Source organism: Streptosporangium sp. CA-115845 (genome assembly GCF_050943795.1).
Taxonomy (GTDB): domain Bacteria; phylum Actinomycetota; class Actinomycetes; order Streptosporangiales; family Streptosporangiaceae; genus Streptosporangium.
This window is the reverse complement of the sequence record NZ_CP191988.1, coordinates 3,748,429-3,767,092: the sequence shown is the minus strand read 5'-3', so window position 1 is coordinate 3,767,092 and position 18,664 is coordinate 3,748,429. Positions and strand designations below refer to the sequence as shown.

The 18,664-nt window shown below is 71.8% G+C and carries 15 protein-coding genes; 6 read left to right on the top strand and 9 right to left on the bottom strand.

The genetic code is table 11. The annotated features are described in order from the left end of the window. Positions 1-76 precede the first annotated feature (76 nt). The 4 genes from ACQP0P_RS19260 (at position 77) to ACQP0P_RS19245 (ending at position 5,219) form a co-directional block, all read left to right on the top strand. Positions 77-331 carry a hypothetical protein gene (locus ACQP0P_RS19260; protein ID WP_386316350.1) on the top strand — a complete coding sequence of 85 codons (255 nt, stop codon included), beginning with the start codon at positions 77-79 and terminating at the stop codon, positions 329-331. Between the two features lie 103 nt (positions 332-434). Then, on the top strand, positions 435-1,256 hold the full coding sequence (locus ACQP0P_RS19255; protein WP_433378634.1) for a nucleotide exchange factor GrpE: 822 nt from the start codon (positions 435-437) through the stop codon (positions 1,254-1,256). 142 nt (positions 1,257-1,398) lie between these two features. Then, positions 1,399-3,228 (top strand): dynamin family protein, encoded by a 1,830-nt coding sequence (locus tag ACQP0P_RS19250; RefSeq protein ID WP_433378631.1) that lies wholly within the window; start codon positions 1,399-1,401, stop codon positions 3,226-3,228. 65 nt (positions 3,229-3,293) lie between these two features. Continuing rightward, positions 3,294-5,219 carry a dynamin family protein gene (locus ACQP0P_RS19245; protein ID WP_433378628.1) on the top strand — a complete coding sequence of 642 codons (1,926 nt, stop codon included), beginning with the start codon at positions 3,294-3,296 and terminating at the stop codon, positions 5,217-5,219. 120 nt (positions 5,220-5,339) lie between these two features. On the opposite strand, the gene ACQP0P_RS19240 is transcribed toward ACQP0P_RS19245, so the two are convergent. From ACQP0P_RS19240 to ACQP0P_RS19230, 3 genes are all read right to left on the bottom strand, one after another. After that, entirely contained in the window at positions 5,340-8,048 is a 2,709-nt protein-coding gene (locus tag ACQP0P_RS19240; RefSeq protein WP_433378626.1) for an Hsp70 family protein, read from the bottom strand. A gap of 207 nt (positions 8,049-8,255) precedes the next feature. Continuing rightward, positions 8,256-9,200 (bottom strand): hypothetical protein, encoded by a 945-nt coding sequence (locus tag ACQP0P_RS19235; RefSeq protein WP_433378623.1) that lies wholly within the window; start codon positions 9,198-9,200, stop codon positions 8,256-8,258. A gap of 39 nt (positions 9,201-9,239) precedes the next feature. Continuing rightward, on the bottom strand, positions 9,240-10,163 hold the full coding sequence (locus tag ACQP0P_RS19230) for a S66 peptidase family protein (RefSeq protein WP_433378620.1): 924 nt from the start codon (positions 10,161-10,163) through the stop codon (positions 9,240-9,242). 30 nt (positions 10,164-10,193) lie between these two features. Here ACQP0P_RS19230 and ACQP0P_RS19225 point away from each other — a divergent pair, with 30 nt between their 5' ends. Then, positions 10,194-11,084 (top strand): sulfotransferase family protein, encoded by an 891-nt coding sequence (locus ACQP0P_RS19225; protein WP_433378617.1) that lies wholly within the window; start codon positions 10,194-10,196, stop codon positions 11,082-11,084. Between the two features lie 33 nt (positions 11,085-11,117). Here the strand turns inward: ACQP0P_RS19225 and ACQP0P_RS19220 are convergent, their stop codons facing one another. The 6 genes from ACQP0P_RS19220 to ACQP0P_RS19195 form a co-directional block, all read right to left on the bottom strand. Further along, complete coding sequence (locus ACQP0P_RS19220; protein ID WP_433378614.1) at positions 11,118-11,447, bottom strand: transposase; 330 nt, start codon at positions 11,445-11,447, stop codon at positions 11,118-11,120. Between the two features lie 70 nt (positions 11,448-11,517). Then, positions 11,518-13,392 carry an ABC transporter ATP-binding protein gene (locus tag ACQP0P_RS19215; protein WP_433378611.1) on the bottom strand — a complete coding sequence of 625 codons (1,875 nt, stop codon included), beginning with the start codon at positions 13,390-13,392 and terminating at the stop codon, positions 11,518-11,520. A gap of 217 nt (positions 13,393-13,609) precedes the next feature. After that, on the bottom strand, positions 13,610-14,413 hold the full coding sequence (locus ACQP0P_RS19210; RefSeq protein ID WP_433378608.1) for an enoyl-CoA hydratase/isomerase family protein: 804 nt from the start codon (positions 14,411-14,413) through the stop codon (positions 13,610-13,612). Between the two features lie 135 nt (positions 14,414-14,548). Beyond that, positions 14,549-14,764 (bottom strand): helix-turn-helix domain-containing protein, encoded by a 216-nt coding sequence (locus ACQP0P_RS19205; RefSeq protein ID WP_030904785.1) that lies wholly within the window; start codon positions 14,762-14,764, stop codon positions 14,549-14,551. Positions 14,765-14,878: 114 nt separating this feature from the next. Further along, on the bottom strand, positions 14,879-16,477 hold the full coding sequence (locus ACQP0P_RS19200) for an ABC-F family ATP-binding cassette domain-containing protein (RefSeq protein WP_433378605.1): 1,599 nt from the start codon (positions 16,475-16,477) through the stop codon (positions 14,879-14,881). A gap of 176 nt (positions 16,478-16,653) precedes the next feature. Continuing rightward, positions 16,654-17,310: an acVLRF1 family peptidyl-tRNA hydrolase gene (locus ACQP0P_RS19195; protein ID WP_433378602.1), complete on the bottom strand. Its 657-nt coding sequence runs from the start codon at positions 17,308-17,310 to the stop codon at positions 16,654-16,656. Between the two features lie 132 nt (positions 17,311-17,442). On the opposite strand from ACQP0P_RS19195, the gene ACQP0P_RS19190 reads away from it, so the two are divergent. Further along, the gene (locus ACQP0P_RS19190; protein WP_433378599.1) at positions 17,443-18,543 is read left to right on the top strand and encodes an EAL domain-containing protein; all 1,101 of its coding nucleotides are present in this window, start codon (positions 17,443-17,445) and stop codon (positions 18,541-18,543) included. Positions 18,544-18,664 lie beyond the last annotated feature (121 nt).

Below are 18,664 nucleotides of genomic sequence, written 5' to 3'. Positions count from 1 at the left end.
TCTGGGATTCGGCTGCAACAATCCGGTGCGAGCGTGACTCTCATCCGCTGTAACACCACCGGAAAGGAACGAACCAATGAGCGATTTCGACGTGACCACCACGGACCTGGTCGACTACGACGGCGACGGGGGAACCGATGCCCAGCTGATCGACACCGACGGTGACGGACTCGCCGACGAGGAGCGCTACGACACCGACGGCGACGGCGTCACCGATGTCGTCTACCTCGACCACGACGGCGACGGCTACATCGACGAGACCCGGGTCGACCTGAACGGCGACGGGGTCGCCGACTACACCGAGTACTCGGGTCCCTTCCCGACCGCCTGACGGAAAGAACCGGCGTGAGCCCGCGTGACCTCACCGGGAGGGGGACTCGGATCCGGGTCACAAGGGCCGCCGACGAGAAAGGCGATCGATGAGGAACCGACGTGTGTTCCTTCCCCTGCTGTTGCTGGCCTGGCCGGCACTGACCGGCTGCGGCGCGGTGGCGGGACTCCGAGGGGAGACCGTCGGCACGCCCTCGGCATCCCTGCGAGGCGACGGTGTCGGCTCCCTGCGCCCCGGGGAGGCGGGATCCGTCACGGTGGGAACGCCGATCGGACTCCTCCCGCTGCCCCTGGTGCTCGCGGTGGCGGCGGGCACCCTGGCCGCGGCGGCCGCGGGCCTGTATCTGTGGCACCGCAACCGCCGCCCCGCCCAGGCACCCGTGCCGGGCACCTGGCAGGCGGCCTCGTACGAGACACCGTGGCAGGGGACGCGGCCGCAGGGGACGACTCCGTTCCCCGCGGGCCAGGCGGGCTCGGTGCCGGACCGACCCGCCGCCGACCCTCCCGCCGGCCCGTCGGACGACCCGCTGTCCGAGGCACTGGCCCAGGTCTCCGGGAGCGGGATCAGCCCGGCGCTCACCCAGCAGGTGGAGAGGCTCTTCTCCGGGGGCCACCCCGGGCGTGCGGCCCTGGTCGGGGCCTGCGTGGGCTACCGGGACCAGCTCGCGGAACGCCACCCCCGGCTGGCCGGGACACTGCTGGAGGCGCTGAACCGGGCCGGCGTCCAGGAGATCGTCGCGGACGGGCAGCGCTTCGACCCGCGCCTGCACGAGGCGTTCGGCACCGCGCCGACCGACAGCCCCGACCTGCACGACATCGTCGCCGAGACCGTCAGGCGAGGGTATGCCGACGGCGGGCACGTGATCCGCGTACCGCAGGTCGTCGTCTACCGCCATGTCTCACCGGGCTCCGGGGCGGAGCTGTGAGCGGCTCGGCACCCCGCGAGAGCAGCGGGCCGCACCTCGCGACGGGCACCCGGTTCACCCCGGCCCTTCAGACGGGCCCGCGGCCTCTCCCGGCCCGCGCGGCAGGTCGCGAGAACGCACCGGACGGCCAGGGCGGTGACACGTGAGCACCGGACCCGTGGATCTGCTGCGCCACCTGTGCGACACCACCTCGGCCAGGCTTTCCGGCGCGGAGCTGCGCGAGCGGGTGGCGCAGGTGCGCGCCGGCCTCGACGCGCCGCTACGGGTCGCCGTGGCGGGCGCGGTCAGCAGCGGCAAGTCGACGCTGGTGAACGCGCTGCTCGGACTGCCCGTCGCTCCGGTGGACGCCGGCGAGTGCACCTTTGTCGTCACCCAGTACGAGTACGGCGAGGACGACGGCCACATCACGATCGAGCTCCTTGACGGCGGCGTGGCCCACTCCCGGCTGTTGCCCGGCCACCGGCTCCCCTCGAAGCTCGGCGTCGACGTGGCCCGGATCCGGCGCCTGCGGGTCTCCCTGGACCTGCCGTCGCTGCGCACCATCACCATCATCGACACCCCCGGCATGAACACGGTGACGGCCGCCAACGAGCGGGCGGCCAGGAGCATGCTGTTCGGCTCCGGCGACGAGGACGACCGCGCACAAGCGATGATCTACGTGCTGCGCTACGTCCAGAAATTCGACGACACCACCCTCGCGGAGTTTCGCGGGCTGACCGATGCCTGCGGAATGAGCTGCGTCAACACCCTCGCCGTGCTCGGCCAGGTCGACCGGCGCGGCGACGAGGGCGACCCGTGGCCGACCGCCAGGCGGCTGGCCGCCAAGGGGTACGAGGACCTGTGCACCTCCGTCTTCGACGTGGTCCCGGTGATCGGCCTGCTGGCCGAGACCGCGCGGGCCCTCCCGCTGGGCGGCGAGGAGGTGGCGGCCCTGGAGACGCTGGCCGGGCTCGACGAGGACGACCTGGAGGACTACCTCCTGGACCTGGACGACTTCCGCTCCGCGCCCGAGATATCCGTGCCGGCCGAGGTGCGCCACCGGCTGGTGGAGCGGCTGCACCGCTACGGCATCACCAGCGCGGTCGAGGCGGTGCGCGCGGCCGGCACCGTCTCCCCCGAGGCGCTCACCTCCCACCTGCTGGAACGCTCCGGCTACTCCTCCGCGGGGCGGGCCGCGACCGGCTCCGTGGCCGCGGGCATCGCCCACTTCGCCCGCCGCGCCGACCAGCTGAAGGCACTCGACGCGCTGACCCGGCTCCGCGCACTCGCCAGGACGCCCGCGATGGGGGCCGACCGCGCCACCCTGGACGCGCTGGCGGCCCAGCTCGACGAGAACCGGCCGATCGCGACCTCCCTGGGCGGCCTGCGGATCTTCACCGCCGCCGAGGCGCTCGGCCGCGGAACGCTGGTCCTGAACGAGGAGATGACCGCCGAGCTGCTGCGCCTGGCCCGCCACGACGAGCCCGCCGAGCAGCTCGGCCTGTCCGCGGGGGCCTCCTCCGAGCAGATCGCCGCCGCCGCCACCGCGGCGTCGATGCGCTGGCGCACGCTCGCCATGATGAGCGAGGGACGTGCCGGCGGGCACCGGGCCAGGGACGTGCTGACCGTCCTGGAGGACCTCGTCTCGGCGGCGTTGGAGGCGCAGGCGCCCCCCGGCGGCGACGGGGGCGGCGAGAGGCTCCCGCCGGTCCGCGTGGACCCCGCCGCGGTCGAGACGCTGCGGGCCTCCCCCATGGTCCCGGCCGACGACCGGCGTGCGCTGGAGCTGCTGCTCTCCGGGGCCGAGCTGGCCACCCAGCTCGGGGCACCCCCCGGGACCCCGCGCGCCGAGATCGCCGGTTACGCCGCAGCCCTGAGCGCCCGGTTCCGTACCCTCACCCACCGGCCACTCCCCCTGCGGCAGCGACGGGCGGCCGAGACCCTCTGCGAGGCGTACGAGACCATCTGGTCGCACCACGCGGACGGTTCCTGAGGCGGGACACCGCCGGAAGGCGGCACCGGCCCATCCCCATCCATCCCCGACAGGAGAAAAGGATCATGACGACCCCCGACCCGACCGGCCCCGTGGCCAGGCTGCTGCGCTACGCCAACGAGGTCCACGCGCTGGCCGGGCAGTGCGGCAGGCAGGACCTCGCGGAGGTACTGGCCGCGTGCGCGGGCCGCTGGAAGGACGAGTGCACCGACATCGTGGTCGCCGGGGCACAGAAACGCGGCAAGAGCCGGCTGCTCAACACGCTGGTGGGCCACCCCGACCTGCTCCCGGTCGACGCCGACGTCGCCACCAACTGCTTTCTGTCGCTGCGGCGCGGTCCCCGGCTGGCCGCCGTCGTCCACCGCAGCACCGACTCGGGGCCGCTGCAGACACCGATCACCATCGAGTCGATCCCCGACTACGCCTCGATGCGCGGTGACGCGGGCAAGCGTCGCGACGTGGTGAGCGTGGACATCACCCTCGACAACCCCCTGCTCGACGGGTTGCGGCTGCTCGACACCCCCGGCGTGGACAGCCTGACGGTGGGGCACCGGCAGGTGACCGTGGCCATGCTCCAGCGGGCCGACGCGCTGCTGTTCGCGCTCAGCGCGCAGGACCAGCCGGTGCTCAGGCACGAGCTGGAGTTCCTCGCGGAGGCCGCCGAGCGGGTCCAGGCGATCGTGTTCGTGCTGACCAAGGTGGAGGATTCGACCAACTGGCGAAACCTTCAGGAGGAGAACAAGACCCGCCTGAGGACGTTCGTCACCGAGGCGATCGCCGCCGACCCCGCCAGGGCCGCGACGCTGGCCCCGCTCCTGGAGGCACCGTGGATCCCGGTGAGCGCCAAGCTCGCCGAGGCCGCCGAGGCCAAAAGGCGCGAGGGGCGCGAGGAACGGGCGAACACGCTGCGGGCGCGCAGCGGCATGGACACGCTGGAGCGGCACCTGCGCGCCTTCGCCGAGGGCAGGGAGTCGGCGCGGGGCGCCACGGTGGTCGCCGCCGCCCTGTCGGTGCTGGGCTCGCTGGCGACCAGCGCCAAGGACGACGTCGCCGCGGGCTCCGACGACGACGGCGACGTCACCGCCCGGCTCACCGAGGTGGACGCCGATCTGGCGGGCCTGGCCGAGCTGTCCGCGCGGCGCAGGGCGGGCATGGTGGCCAACACCTTCATCGGACGCGAGGTGGGGGGCATCGTGGGCGCGCGGGTGGCCGAGATCCGCCAGCCGTACGAGAACACGATCGCCACGCTGAAGAAGCAGGCCCAGATCGACCAGTACATGGCGGAGCTGCCGGTGAGCGTCCAGCGTTCCCTGGAGGCCGCCTGGTCGCAGATCGTCTACGACGTGGAGAAGCTGGCCAGGACCACGCTGGACGCCTTCGCCCGCGATCTCGGCCTCGACCCGGTCGAGCTGACCGCCGACAGGCAGGCGATGCCCAACCTGTCGCAGGTCCAGGTCAGGGGCGACATGGCCGCCGAGGCCCCGGAAAGCGTGGACCTCATCCGGGACGTGCTGCCCTCGGCCTCGATCGGGCTGTCCCTGGGCGGCTTCGCCACGGCCCTGCTCGGCCCGGTGGGCTTCATCCTGGTCGCCCCGGCCATCGGCGCGGCCATCTTCATGGGGCGGCGCTCGATGGAGAAGGTGCAGCGCAGCCAGGCGGCGATCAGAGGGGCGCTGCGCGACCAGTTCGCCGTGGTCACCAGGGAGATGACACTCGACCTGGAGCGGATGGTGGCCACCTGGCGGGTGAGCGTCGAGCAGGCCGCCGACGACACCCTGGCCCGGCGGCGCAGGGAGCTGGAGACCAGACGCGCCGAGCTGAAATCCGCCTCCGCCCGCTCGGCCGCCGACCGCCTCAAGGCCCGCAAGTCGGGCCAGGACCGGATCGCCGCGATCGGCACCCTCACCAGGCGCGGCCACGAACTCCGCAAGGAACTGGCCGGCGCGGTGGCCGCCCTGGGCACCGAGCAGCCGGTCCCCGCGGGAACCTGACCAGGCGGCCGCCCCCCTGCGGCAGCGCCGGTCATCCGAGTCCGGCGCTCTCATGGCCGGAACGACGACCGTTCTCGCCCCCGGCCGAGGCCAGGGGCGAGAACGGGGTGCGAGAACAGGTCAGAGCGGCAGGTGCACCAGGGTCGCGGGCCGGTCGCGGGTGGCGCCGGTGGCGTCGTCGGGGCGGTGCAGGCAGAGCAGGCCCGTGGCGACCCGGACGACCGGCTCGAACATCCCCGGCGTGCGATGCACCTCCCTCGCTCCGCCCGGGGTGATGTGCAGCAACCTGCTGCGGCCCGCGTCCTGCATGGTCATCCACATCGAGTCACCGTCGGCGACCAGCCTCGGCCGCTCCCAGTGGTGGCGGGAGGTGAGGTGGCCGGCCAGGGTCGCCGACTGCTTGCCCATCAGGAACTCCAGCGTCTGGGAGCGCTGGTCGAAGATCCCGACCGACCAGCCCCTGACGGGGCTCACCTGGTCGGTGCCGACCGCGTAGATCTCGTTGCCCGCGGAGAACCAGCGCAGCGCGCCGCCCCGGGGACGCGGCATGACCAGCCTGGTCCTGCCGTCCGCGGTGTCGGCCTCCAGCCCCGCCGAGCCGGAGGTGAACCACCTGCCCCGGTGCAGGACCACCTGGTGCAGCCAGCCGCGCCCCGGCTCGCGCACCGTCGGGCGCACCACGCCGCCGGGGTCGACCAGGCACAGCACCTGCCACGGCCGAAAGTCCTGGTGCCGATTCTGGAACATCGGCTTGTTGGTGCTGAACTGCCCGAGCACCACGGTGCAGCCCGGCGCGCCCACCGAGGAGGACGGCTCGGTGCCGCTGGGCGCCTCCTGGTCGAGCAGCCGGCGCAGCCTGTTGTCCTCGTTCAGGAACCACTGGGCGTAGGGGCCCAGATCGCGCGGCTGGGGGGCCTGGAAGGCGAAACCGCCGCCCAGGTCGAGCTCGATCATTGCCAGCTGGCCGGTCTCCCCCCAGGGCAGGCCCATCGAGGTGTCGACACCGACGACCTGGCGGGAGTGGAAGAAGACCCACGCCGTACGGCCGTGGGCGATCACGGTGGGGTTGCCCCACATCTGCAGCGGGTGGGTGGCGCGGATGGCGAGGTCGCGGGTGAGGGCGCGAACCAGCACCTGCGCGGGCCCGACCTGCTCCACCGCCACGACGCCCTCGCTGGAGGCGGCCCACTCCACGAGCCTGCCGAAGCCGAGCTCCCGGTCGTAGCGGCCCTCGATCCCGTCGAGTCTGCGCAGCAGGTGGCCGTGCTCGAAGGCCTGGTGGACGAAGACCTGGCCCGCCTCGATGCGCGCCTCCAGCACGCCGTCCATCACCTTCTCGATCCCCTGGACGCTGGGCCCGTCCCCGCCCGCCGCGCCCCCTCGGCCCGCGGGCCGGCCGCCGAGCCCCCGGTGCCCTCCGGTGGCGCCGTCGCCGGGACCGGTGAGCACCCGGTGGCCGCCGGTGGCACCGCCCTCGGGACCGGTGAAGGCCCGGTGCCCACCGGTCGGAACGGCCACCGGCGCACCGGGCACACCGGGCGTGTGGTGGCCCACCGCCGGTCCGGCCGCCACCGGGCCCGGAGGATTCGCCACCGGGCCGGTGAAGGCCCGCTGCCCCGTGCCGGCGACGCCGGGAGCACTGGGAGCCTGTCCCGTGCCGGAAACACCCGCCGCACCGGTGGGGATGCGGCTCGCACCGGGCTCGTGGTGCTCGACCTTGAGCTTCCAGGCCAGCTGCGCGGCGCCGTAGGCGACCACGATCTTCGGGTCGTCGTAGGTCCGCACCCGGTCGCCGAAGCGCTCGCGTACGGCCTTCTGGACCAGCGGCATCCGGCTGGGGCCGCCGGTCATGAACACCGCGGCCAGTTCGCCGGGCTCGACCCCCGCGCCGCGGATCGTCTCGTCCAGGATGTCGACCGTCCTGACGATCTCCTCACCGATGAGATCCTCCAGGTCGGCCCTGGTGATGTGCACGTCCTCGTTGATGCCGACCACGTAGTGCGAGGAGGTGTCGAACTTCGACAGCGTCTCCTTGGCCTCCCTGGCCATCTTGAGCAGGTCGGCGGCGTAGCTGACGTAGCGGCGCTCGGGGTTGGTGGTCACCTGCTGCCACCAGTCGGCGTCGAGCCGCTCGATCTGGGCTCCGAGGAACGCGAAGACCTGCTCGTCGAACCCCTCGCCGCCGATCTCGTCGCTGCCGCCCGGCTCGCCGACGACCGCGAAGTCACCGCCGTCCACGGTGAGCACCGCGGCGTCGAACGTACCGCCGCCGAGGTCGTAGACGGCCAGCCGCGACCCGCCGTCCGCCCGCCCGGCGGAGGCGAAGTAGCGGGCCGAGGCGACGGGCTCGTCGATGAGCACGATCCGCACGCCGCTGACGACCTTCCTGGCCGCCGCCAGCAGCACCGCCTTACGGTCGGCGTCCCAGGCCACCGGGTGGGTCAGCGCGATGCAGTCGGGATCGGCGCCGTCGAAACGCCGCCGTCCCTCGCTGACGAACAGCTCCAGCAGCGCCGCCATGGTGTCGGCCACGTCCACCGGGACACCGCCGAGCAGCATCCGGCCCCGGCCGACGTAGCGCTTGGGGTTACGCTCGACCCGCTCGGGGCTGATCGCGATGCCCCGCTGGGCGATCCTGCCCGCCACGAGCGTCCCCCGCTCGTCCAGCATGACGGCGGAGGGGATGCGCCGCTCTCCCTCGACCTCCAGGACGTCGAAGCGCCCTTCGGCCGCCATCACCCCGGCGGAGAAACTCGTCCCCAGATCGACACCGAGGCACCACTGCGCCATGTCCCACTCCTCGTAGATCCAGACCTCATCATGCCCCATCTCGCGACCACGGCCAGGGCGCGGGCGGGGGCGCCGGCCGATCCGGGAGGGGAGCGGCGGCCACCGAGGTGGGCGTGGAGGGGCGGGACACATCCTCTCGCGTCCGTGGTCGCCATGGCGAACGGTCGGCGGTTGACATCGTCCCCACGCCGGAACTCCCGGTGCCAAGGTGTGCTCACGCCACCTCGGCTTCGGGTGGCCGGCGGATCAGCCGGCGCCGGACTCGCCGTCGGGGTGGCTCTCCGGGCGGGCGGCCATGGCCGCCAGGACGCGCGCGAAGTCCGGCGGTGGCGCGACCACCAGCCGGGTCTGTCCGTCCTGGCTGACCAGGTCGGCCCTGATCAGGGAGAGGCGGCCACCGTGCCACCAGTAGACCTGCGGGCTGAGCGCCTCGGCGCGCAGATCGAACTCCCGCTGGGCGAACAGCCGGAGCCGCTCGATCGCGCGGACCACGCCGATGCCCTCGACCGGATGGACGATCAGCGTCGCCGGATCGGGCAGCGCGACGAGGACCCCGTCGGAGGGGACGGGCAGGTAGTCGCCCAGCCTGCGCAGGTGGGCGGCGGCACCGGCGGTGGGTCCGGTCAGCCTGCGGACCGCCACGCCACCGAGGTCGCCCTCCGTCACCGAGAGCCGCTCGTCCTGACGGGCGTTCTCCAGGGCCACATCGAGCGCCTGGGCGGCGGTGATCGGCCAGCAGCCGACCTCCTCGGGGCGGACCGGGCGGCCGGCGGGGCCGTAGCCGATGGTGAGCACCTCGACCAGGTCGGCGGTGAGATGACGGCCGACCACGCGGGCCGAGTCGAGGTCGTCGTCGAGCTGGATGCGGGTCCGCAACATCGGGCGCACCTGCTCCAGGTCGCAGGCGTCGAGCGGCTCGTCCGCCGTGGCCAGGACGTGGGCCAGGTGCTCGGAGACGAGCACCGGCCAGTCCTCGCGGGAGCGCCTCAGCGCCTCGGCGCGCAGCCCCGCCAGTCGCACCACGACCCGGCGCGGGCCGGTGAGCGTCAGGACGGCGCCGCCGGGGTCGAAGGCGCAGGCATAACCGAGACTGTCCGCGACCAGGGCGAGCAAGGAGTCGAGATCGACCTCTTCGATCGGGCGCGGCAGCGCCTCGATTCGCCGGTCACGGTGCCGCCGGAACAGTCTCACGCGTGCGCCCCCTCTGCCGGTTTCCTCCTAGGTTCGCACCTAGAGTGCCTTGTCGACGCCCCCTGTTGAGTAGGTCAGAGAGCACGATTTTGCATCAATAGCACCAAGTGCCCCAAGCAATACTGAAAATTGTGGCGCTCCATGCCCTACCGGCAGCCCCGCGATGACGGGTACCCCCAGTGGTGCGAGCAGCTCCTCCAGCACCGGATAGGGGTCACCGCAGTCGACCCAGGAGCCCAGGACGAACCCGGCCGCTCCGTCGAGCGCCCCCGCCTGCAGCAGCTGGGTGAGCATCCTGTCGATCCGGTACGGCGCCTCGTCGACGTCCTCGAGCAGGACGATCCGCCCCCGGGCCGACAGCGCGTACGGCGTGCCGCAGAGCGCGGCCAGCAGGCTGAGGTTACCGCCGGTGACCGGCGCCGTGACCTCACCGGGAACGATCACCCGGTCACCGGTGATCGGCGGCGGCGTCCCGGCGAGGGCGGCCGTGAAGTTCTCGAAGGTGCGCGGCTCGGGCCCCTCCGGGTCGCTGATCGTGGCACAGGCCGGCATCGGCCCGAACCAGGAGGCGACGCCCAGCTCCACGGCGAACGCGCTGTGCAGCGCGGTGACGTCGCTGGAGCCGACGAGCGCCTTGGGGCCGGCGGCCCGCATCGCCTCCCAGTCCAGCAGGCCGAGGAGCCGGGTGGCACCGTAGCCGCCACGGGCGCAGAACACCGCGCTCACCGCGGGGTCGCACCAGGCGTCCTGCAGGTCGCGGGCGCGATCGGCGTCGGAGCCCGCCAGGTAGCGGTCCCTGTCGAGGACGTGGGCCCCGGTGACGACCTTCAGGCCGAGCCCCTCCAGGACGCGGACGCCACGCGCCAGCCTTCCGGAATCGGGAGGTCCTGACGGGGCGACCACCGCCACGGTGTCACCCGGGCGTGGCGAGGGCGGGACCGGTGTGCCGGCCGGTTCGTTCACTCCCCAAACGGTGCCACACTGGGCTTTCATATGCGACCTCCGCCTCACATCCTGGTGGTCAACGGCATCAAGGTCCGTCACCCGGTGTTCGTGCTCGCCGCCCCGCACTCCGGCGCGGACCTGCTGGCCCGTGCCCTGAAACGCTCCCCCGGGTTCCACGTCACCATGGGACGTGCGGCGGTGGCGCACGTCGTCTACGCCTTCGCCCGGCGCCCCTCGATCGCGGGGCGGGGCATGGGCGCGACCCGCGTGCTCCGCGACGCCATGGCCGAGTCCTGGCAGATCGTCCCCGGCGCCTGCGAGGAGTGCACGGCCCCGTGCCGGGAAGCGGGCGGTGTGACCGGAGCAGGCCCCTGCGTGGCCTCGGGTTCGGTGGCCCGCTTCGGCGATGCCAGCCCCGACCTGCTCTACAGCGCCTCGGTGCTGTTGCAGGCCTTTCCGGACGCCCGTTTCGTCCAGTTGATCAGGGACGGCCGGGATGTGGCCGCCGACATGCTGGCCGACCCCGCCTCCCTGACGTGGTTCAAGCCGGCCATGCTGAGCGACGAGACGGAGTTCCCCAACCCCTTCCTCGGCGTCAGCTCCGGCGAGCACCGCGAACGCTGGAAGGCGATGCCCACGGCGGGAAAGTGCGCGCTGCGCTGGCGCAGCGCGGTCCGGCTCGCGGCCTCGCTCCACCAGGAGCTGCCCCGCGAACAGTTGCTGACCCTGCGCTACGAGGACCTGGTCTCCTCCCCGGCCGAGGCCACGGGCGAGCTCTCCCGCTTTCTGGAGACGCGGGTCCCCAAGATCGCCCTGCTGGGCCGGAACATGCCGAGGGTCGGCGTCTGGCGCACCCGCCTGCGCGGCCAGGACGCCGAACTGGTGGCCAAGGTCGCCCGCGAGGAGCTCACCCGCCTGGGCTACGTCCCCTCATCCTGACACCGGCCCGCGCTCCCCTCCGTCAACCGGTCATCAGTTGGCGACCTCGAACATCGCACCTGGACGGATGTCCCCGGGCGGGACCGGCCGCCGGGCGGGAGCGCTCGGCAGCGCGTCCAGGATCGCCTCCCAGGTGCCGTCCTGGCACCAGCGGCGATGCCGGTTGTAGATCGTCTTCCACTTGCCGTAGGCCTCGGGCAGCTTCCGCCAGGGGCAGCCGGTCCTGGTCCGGAAGAACACTCCGTCGATGATCGCGCGGTGATCGGCCCACCGGTTCCCCTGCCTGGCGTGAGCGGGCAGCAACGGCGCCAGCCGTGTCCACTCGTCGTCGGTCAGGTCATCACGTCTAAGCCGGTCTTCCACGCCCCCATGATCTACACCATCCGCGCTGGAAGAGCCACTCGAAGACGCGCCGCCGGCACCGCGGACGCGGTCAGGACGCCTGACTGAACTGAGTCCGGTAGAGCTCGGCGTAGACCGCCCCCCTGCTCAGCAGTTCCTCGTGCCTACCCCGCTCGACGATGCGGCCGTCCTGGACCACCAGGATCTGGTCGGCCTCGCGGATCGTGGACAGCCGGTGGGCGATGACCAGCGAGGTGCGCCCGGCCAGCGCGACCTTCAGCGCCTGCTGGACGGCGGCCTCGGACTCGGAGTCCAGATGCGCGGTGGCCTCGTCGAGGACGACCACCCGGGGCGCCTTGAGCAGCAACCTCGCCAGGGCCAGCCGCTGCTTCTCACCGCCGGACAGCCGGTGACCCCGGTCGCCCACCACGGTCTCCAGCCCCTCGGGCAGGTCCAGCACCAACTCTGCGATCTGGGCGGCCCGCAGCGCCTCCCAGATCTCCTCCTCACTCGCCTCGGGCCTGGCGTAGCGGAGGTTGGCCCCGATGGTGTCGTGGAACAGGTGGGCGTCCTGCATGACGACCCCCACGGTGTCGCGCAGCGAGGCCAGGGTGGCGTCGCGCACGTCCAGGCCGTCGATCCGTACCGCACCCTCGCTGACGTCGTAGAGGCGCGAGACCAGGCCCGTGATGGTGGTCTTTCCCGCTCCCGAGGGGCCGACCAGGGCGACCATCTGGCCGGGGCGGGCGGTGAAGGTGACGCCGCGCAGCACCTCGTGGCCCGGCCCGGTGTCAGGGCGGGCCACCGCCTCCAGCGAGGCCAGCGACACCTCCGAGGCCGTGGGGTACCTGAACCGGACGTCGTCGAACTCCACGGAGACCGGCCCCTCGGGAAGGGGCCTGGCGCCGGGCCGCTCGGCGACCATGGGCCGCAGGTCGAGCACCTCGAAGACCCTGTCGAAGCTGACCAGCGCGGTCATCACGTCCACGTGCACGTTCGACAGGCTCGTCAGCGGGCCGTACAGGCGCATCAGGAGGGCGGCGAGGGCCACCAGGGTGCCGAGCTCGAAGACGCCGGAGACGGCCAGCAGGCCGCCCAGGCCGTACACCAGGGCGGTGGCCAGCGCCGCCACCAGGCCGAGCGCGACCCGGAAGACCGTCCCGTACATGCCCACGGTGACGCCGACGTCGCGCACCCGCCCCGCCTTGCCGCCGAAGGTGGCCGCCTCGTCGGCCGGGCGGCCGTACAGCTTGGCGACCATCGCGCCGGCGACGTTGAACCGCTCGGTCATCATGGAGCTCATCTCGGCGTCGAGCTGCATCTGCTCACGGGTGAGCCCGGACATCTTCCTGCCGACCCACTTGGCGGGGAGGACGAAGATCGGCAGCAGCACGAGGGCGACGAGGGTGATCTGCCACGAGAGCACCAGCATGGCACCGAGAACCAGCACCAGCATGACCACGTTGGCCACGACCGACGACAGCGTGCTGGTCAGGGCACGCTGGGCTCCGATGACGTCGGTGTTGAGCCGGGAGACCAGGGCACCGGTCTGGGTGCGGGTGAAGAAGGCCACGGGCATGCGCTGGACGTGGTCGAAGACCTCGGTGCGCAGGTTGTAGATGAGACCCTCGCCGATCCGCGCGGAGAACCAGCGCTGGGCCAGGGTGAGCACCGCGTCCGCGACCGCCAGGCCCGCGATGACCAGCGCGAGGGCGATCACCACCCCCTGGCGCCTGGCGACGATGCCGTCGTCGATGATCGCCTTCATCAGCAGCGGGTTGGCGATCACGATGACCGAGCCGACCACGACCAGCGCGAGGAAGGCGGCGATATACCGCGAGAAGGGCCTGGCGTAGCGGGCGATGCGCCGGACCGTGCCCGGTGTCAGACGTTCCTTGGTCACCGAGCTGTCCCGCCGGAGCGAACGCATCATCTGGGGGCCGAAGCCCCCACCCATCATCGCCATCTGGCCTCCTCTCCCGATGCGAGCACCGGGAGAGGCGCGCTCATTCCCCCGTCAGCTTGAGGCGAACACCGCCGGCTCGCCCGAGAGAAGGGCGGCTTCTCGCCCCCCTGCCGAGACAGGCGACGGCCGGGCCCCGGCCGTTTCGCAGCGGGGAGGCGATTCACCTGCCCGGCGGTCTTCTCGCCGAACATGACGGATCGTCTGAAAGCTCGGTGACCTACCCGAAAACCGCCTTGATGCGCGCCTCCTGCTCGCGCGCCTCGGCCGCGGCCTGCTCCTCCAGCGTGCGCCCCGAAGCACCCTGAAGCAGCCGCTTGGTCGCCGTCGCGGCGTCGCGGTTGGTCGCCAGCAGCGCGGCGGTCAGGTCGCGCACGGCCTCCGTCAACTCCCCCGGTGCGACGACCAGTTCGGCCAGGCCGATCCTGGCCGCCTCCTGCGCCCCCACGACGCGGGCGGTCAGACAGATCTCGATGGCCCGGGACAGGCCCACCAGCTCGACCAGCGGCTTGGTGCCGGTCAGGTCGGGAACCAGCCCGAGAGCCGGCTCCTTCATGCACAGTTCGGCGTCGTCCGCCAGGACCCGCAGGTCACAGGCGAGCGCCAGCTGGAACCCCGCACCGACCGCATGGCCCTGCACGGCCGCCACGGAGACGATGTCGGGACGTCTCAGCCAGAGAAAACCCCGCTGGGCCGCCGCCACCCGGTCGACGAAAGCCGTCTCGTCGAGCGTCGCCAGGGACGTGAACGCCCCCTGCCCTGGCACCCCCTCCGGGGTGAACATCCTCAGATCGATCCCCGCCGAGAAGGACGGCCCCTCACCTCTGATCACGACGACCCTCACCTGCTGCGGCAGGTTGTCACCGATATGAGCCAGAGCCGACCAGGTAGCGAACGTCTGAGCGTTTCGCTTCTCCGGACGGTCCAGCGTGATCGTCGCGATCTCGCCGTCCACCTCGTAGCGCAGACCGACCTCCTTCAGAGAGATCTCCTCCGCACTCCCCCCGAACGCCACTTCCACCATCGCCCGTTCTCCCACCTTCCGTTTCCGCCTCGCCCGAGCCTATCGACTCTCCAGAATGAGGTTCTATAGGCTCGGGCGGGAACGGCTTCGGCGTGTGGGGGACGAGCGGCTGCGGTCGCGCGTTCCGAGGCGGAGTCAGCGCTTGGACTTGCCTCGGGTGGCGCCACCACGCCCGCGCAGAGTCACACCGGACTCGCTCAGGATGCGGTGGATGAACCCGTACGACCTGCCGGTCGAAGCGGCCAGAGCGCGGATGCTTTCACCCGCGCTGTAGCGCTTCTTGAGATCGGAGGCCAGTTTTTCACGGTCGGCCCCGGTAACCCGGGTGCCCTTCTTGAGAGTCTCGGCCACGAGTACCTCCTGTAGTGCCAGACTTCCGCAGCGTTACACACGCCATGATCAGTCATTTCAGCGAGATCGGCTACCTACTCCACGGGAAAAGATCCGTACCCGCTCAAATTAAGATCAGGCAAGTGCCACAAGATCGGAAAATTCGTCGCTCCATGCGTCTTCAACTCCGTCAGGTAGCAAGATCACCCTATCGGGTCGTAGAGCCTCTACAGCACCCTCATCATGCGTGACGAGCACAATCGCCCCAGAATAGGACTTTAGCGCCGAAAGAACCTGTTCCCGACTGGCCGGATCGAGGTTGTTCGTGGGCTCGTCGAGGAGGAGGACATTGGCCGCCGACAGCACCAGCGTGGCCAGCGCCAACCGCGTCTTCTCCCCGCCCGACAGCACCCCCGCGGGCTTGTCCACGTCGTCGCCGGTGAACAGGAACGAGCCCAGAACCTTGCGCAACTCCACGTCGGGGAGCTCTCCCCCGGCCGAGCGCATGTTCTCCAGCACGCTACGGCCGGGGTCGATCGTCTCGTGCTCCTGCGCGTAGTAGCCCAGCTTGAGCCCGTGGCCGGCCTTGACCGCCCCGGTGTCGGGCTCCTCGACACCCCCCAGAATGCGCAGCAGGGTGGTCTTCCCCGCGCCGTTCAGACCCAGGATCACGACCCTGCTGCCCCTGTCCACGGCGGCGTCGACGTCCGTGAAGACCTCCAGGGAGCCGTACGACTTCGACAGCCCCTCCGCCATGATCGGGGTGCGCCCGCACGGAGCCGGCTGGGGGAAGCGCAGCTTGGCGACCTTGTCGCCGCGCCGCTCCACCTCCAGGCCGGAGAGCAGGCGCTCGGCACGGCGCTGCATGTCCTGCGCGGCCTTGGCCTTGGTGGCCTTGGCACGCATCTTGTCGGCCTGCGACATCAGGGCGGAGGCCTGCTTCTCGGCGTTGGCGCGCTCGCGCCTACGGCGCTTCTCGTCGGTCTCCCGCTGGGCCAGATAGGCCTTCCAGCCGACGTTGTAGGTGTCGATCACCGCACGGTTGGCGTCGAGGTGCAGGACGCGGTTTACCGTCGCTTCAAGAAGCCCCACGTCGTGGCTAATAATGATCAAGCCGCCCTGGTGAGATCGTAAAAAATCACGAAGCCACCCGATTGAGTCAGCATCTAGGTGGTTTGTCGGCTCGTCAAGAAGGAGAGTCTCTGCCCCGCTGAAGAGAATTCGAGCCAGCTCCACCCGCCTGCGCTGCCCGCCGGAGAGCGTCTCCAGCGGCTGGCCGAGCACCCGGTCCGGCAGCCCCAGACTGGAGGCGATGGAGGCGGCCTCCGACTCGGCGGCGTACCCGCCCAGCACGTGCAGCCGGTCCTCCAGGCGCCCGTAGGCGCGCACGGCGCGGTCTCTGGTGCGATCGTCCGCCGAGGACATGCCCAGCTCGGCCTCGCGCAGCTCACGCAGCACCCCGTCGAGCCCGCGGGCCGACAGGATACGGTCGCGGGCGAGCACGTGCAGGTCACCGGTGCGCGGATCCTGCGGCAGGTAACCCACCTCCCCGCTGATGGAGACCGTGCCCGAGGCCGCCGCCCCCTCTCCCGCGAGCACCCGGGTCAGCGTGGTCTTCCCGGCCCCGTTGCGGCCGACGAGCCCGATCTTGTCGCCGGGGTTCACCCGGAACGACGCGCCCTCGATGAGCAGGCGGGCCCCGGCCCGCAGTTCGATGTCAGAAGCTACGATCATGGTTGGAGAACACTCCCAGCAGGAAATACACAGGCTCACTTCACTGTGGCCGAACCCGCCGCGCCCTGTGTCTCCCGGCTCTCGGCTCGGCCGTCTCGCCTTCATCGGGACGACGGTCAATCGGGAGTGCGCATACCGATCAGTGTACGGCGCGGCAAGGGCCCGGCTCTCCTCGATTACGTGGGATCGCTCACCCTGATGCGGACCGCGCGGAACTGGGCGGGGGTGTCCCGCAGGACCACCAGCCTCGGATCGGGAACCGTCAGGAAGGGCTCGGCCTCCAGCGCGAAGACCGGGGCGAGCCTGCGATCCGAGCGCAATGCGTCGACCGCGCGCCGGTCTCCACCGAGCACGACCGCCTCCAGCTCGTCCACCCGCGGCCCCAGGACGCGCAGCGCCACCTCGGCCGCCGCCTCGTGCGCCTGGTCCACCTGCTTCTCCCTGCGCCGGGCGAAGCGCCGCTGTGACCAGCCGCCCGCCGCGCTGCGCCCGTGCACCGGCCGCGAGCCGACCTTGGAGGAGAGCAGTTCCGCTCCCTGGAAGATCCCCGCCGCGTGTCCCCCCAGCCGCACCAGCAGCACCCCGACCCTGCGCTCGGTGCGCACGTGGGTGACCAGACGCGCCAGCGGACCGCCCCCGGCCTGGACGAGCGGCGGAAACGGCACCTGGCACTCGGCGACCGCGCCGTCCGCGCCCTCAAGGCGTACGGCGGAGGCCGAGGCCGTCACCCGCGGCGGCCCGTGCCTGTCGACGAAACCGTCGATCCAGCGGTTCAGGCGGTCGGGCGCCACCGAGACCCAGCGGCCTCCCCCTTTGGCCGGTCGCGACGTCATGAAACGCGACACTACCGGCTGACCTCGCGGAACACACGATCACGCTGGACAAATCCAACGGATGGCGAAATATCAGTGAACATCGCTGCACGTTGCTTCTATGGCGCCAAAGGAGCCCCCATCCTTTTGAACGTGACGACCAGAGCGCACGTCAACCCGCAGGACCCCACAGCGGCCCCCGCGGGCCTCACGCCTGTCGTCGACCTCGACACCGGAGGCGTCATCGCGCTCCAGGCAGGAGGCGAGGGCCGGGGGAACATCTCCACCACGATCCAGACCGTGCACGACGCCGCCGCCGGCGAGACCCTGCTGCCGCTGGTGCTGACCCTGCCGACGGCCGCGGTGATCGGCGGCACGGCCGCGCTCGCGCCGCTCCACGAGGCCCTCCGCGCCTCCGGGCGGCGTCCCCGCGAGGTGATCCTCACCGTGCGGGGTGACTTCGCCCAGTTCGAGCGCCGCTCCCTGGTAGTCGGCCTGGACGGCCTGCGCGCCATCGGCTACCTCATCGCGGTGGGCGACCTGGGCACCGGGCACATCCCGCTGGACCTTCTCGCCGACGCGGCGCCGTACCTGGCGGTGATCTCCCCGGACCTGATCGCCCAGGTGCCCCGCGACCCGCGCCGCACCGCCATCGGCGAGGGGCTGGCCCGGCTCGCCCGGGAAGCGGGCGCGCACGTGCTGGCCCCCGGCGTGCGCGACGAGGCGCAGCTCTCCGCGCTCCGCGGCTGGGGGGTCCGGCTCGCGCAGGGCCCGCTGCTGGCCCCCGGCCCGTCCGGCCGGGTGCACGTACCACTCCCGGTCGTCGAACAGGAGCCGTCCCGGTTCACGCTCGGTCCACGCGTCCAGGAGTTCCTGCTGCCCGCGGTGACCCTCCCCTACGAGGCCACCGCCGAAGCCGCGATCGACGCCTTCGGCGGTGAGCCGTCCATCACCAGCGTGGTCCTCGTCGACGAGTACCAGCGCCCCAAGGGCAGCCTCGACCGCAGCCGTTTCCTGCTGTCGATCTCCGGCCGGTTCGGCCACGCCCTGCACGGCAGGAAACCCGCCGGGCGGCTGGCCGACCCCGCCCGCGCGGTCCCCAGGACGACCACCGCCATCGCGGCCATGCAGGTCGCGGGCCGCGACGCCGAGCGCGTCTACGACGACCTGGTGGTCACCGACGAGGTCGGCCGCTGCATGGGCATCGTGCGGGTCTCCGACCTGATCCGCCAGGTCGCGTCCATGCGGCACTGAGGCACGGACACCCGAGGCCGGAGGGTCTTCACACCGGCGCCATCGCCTTTACAATGTAGATTCATAACGGCGGCCACCGGCTCCGCGACGGCGGGCCACAGGATCATCGCCACCCCCGGAA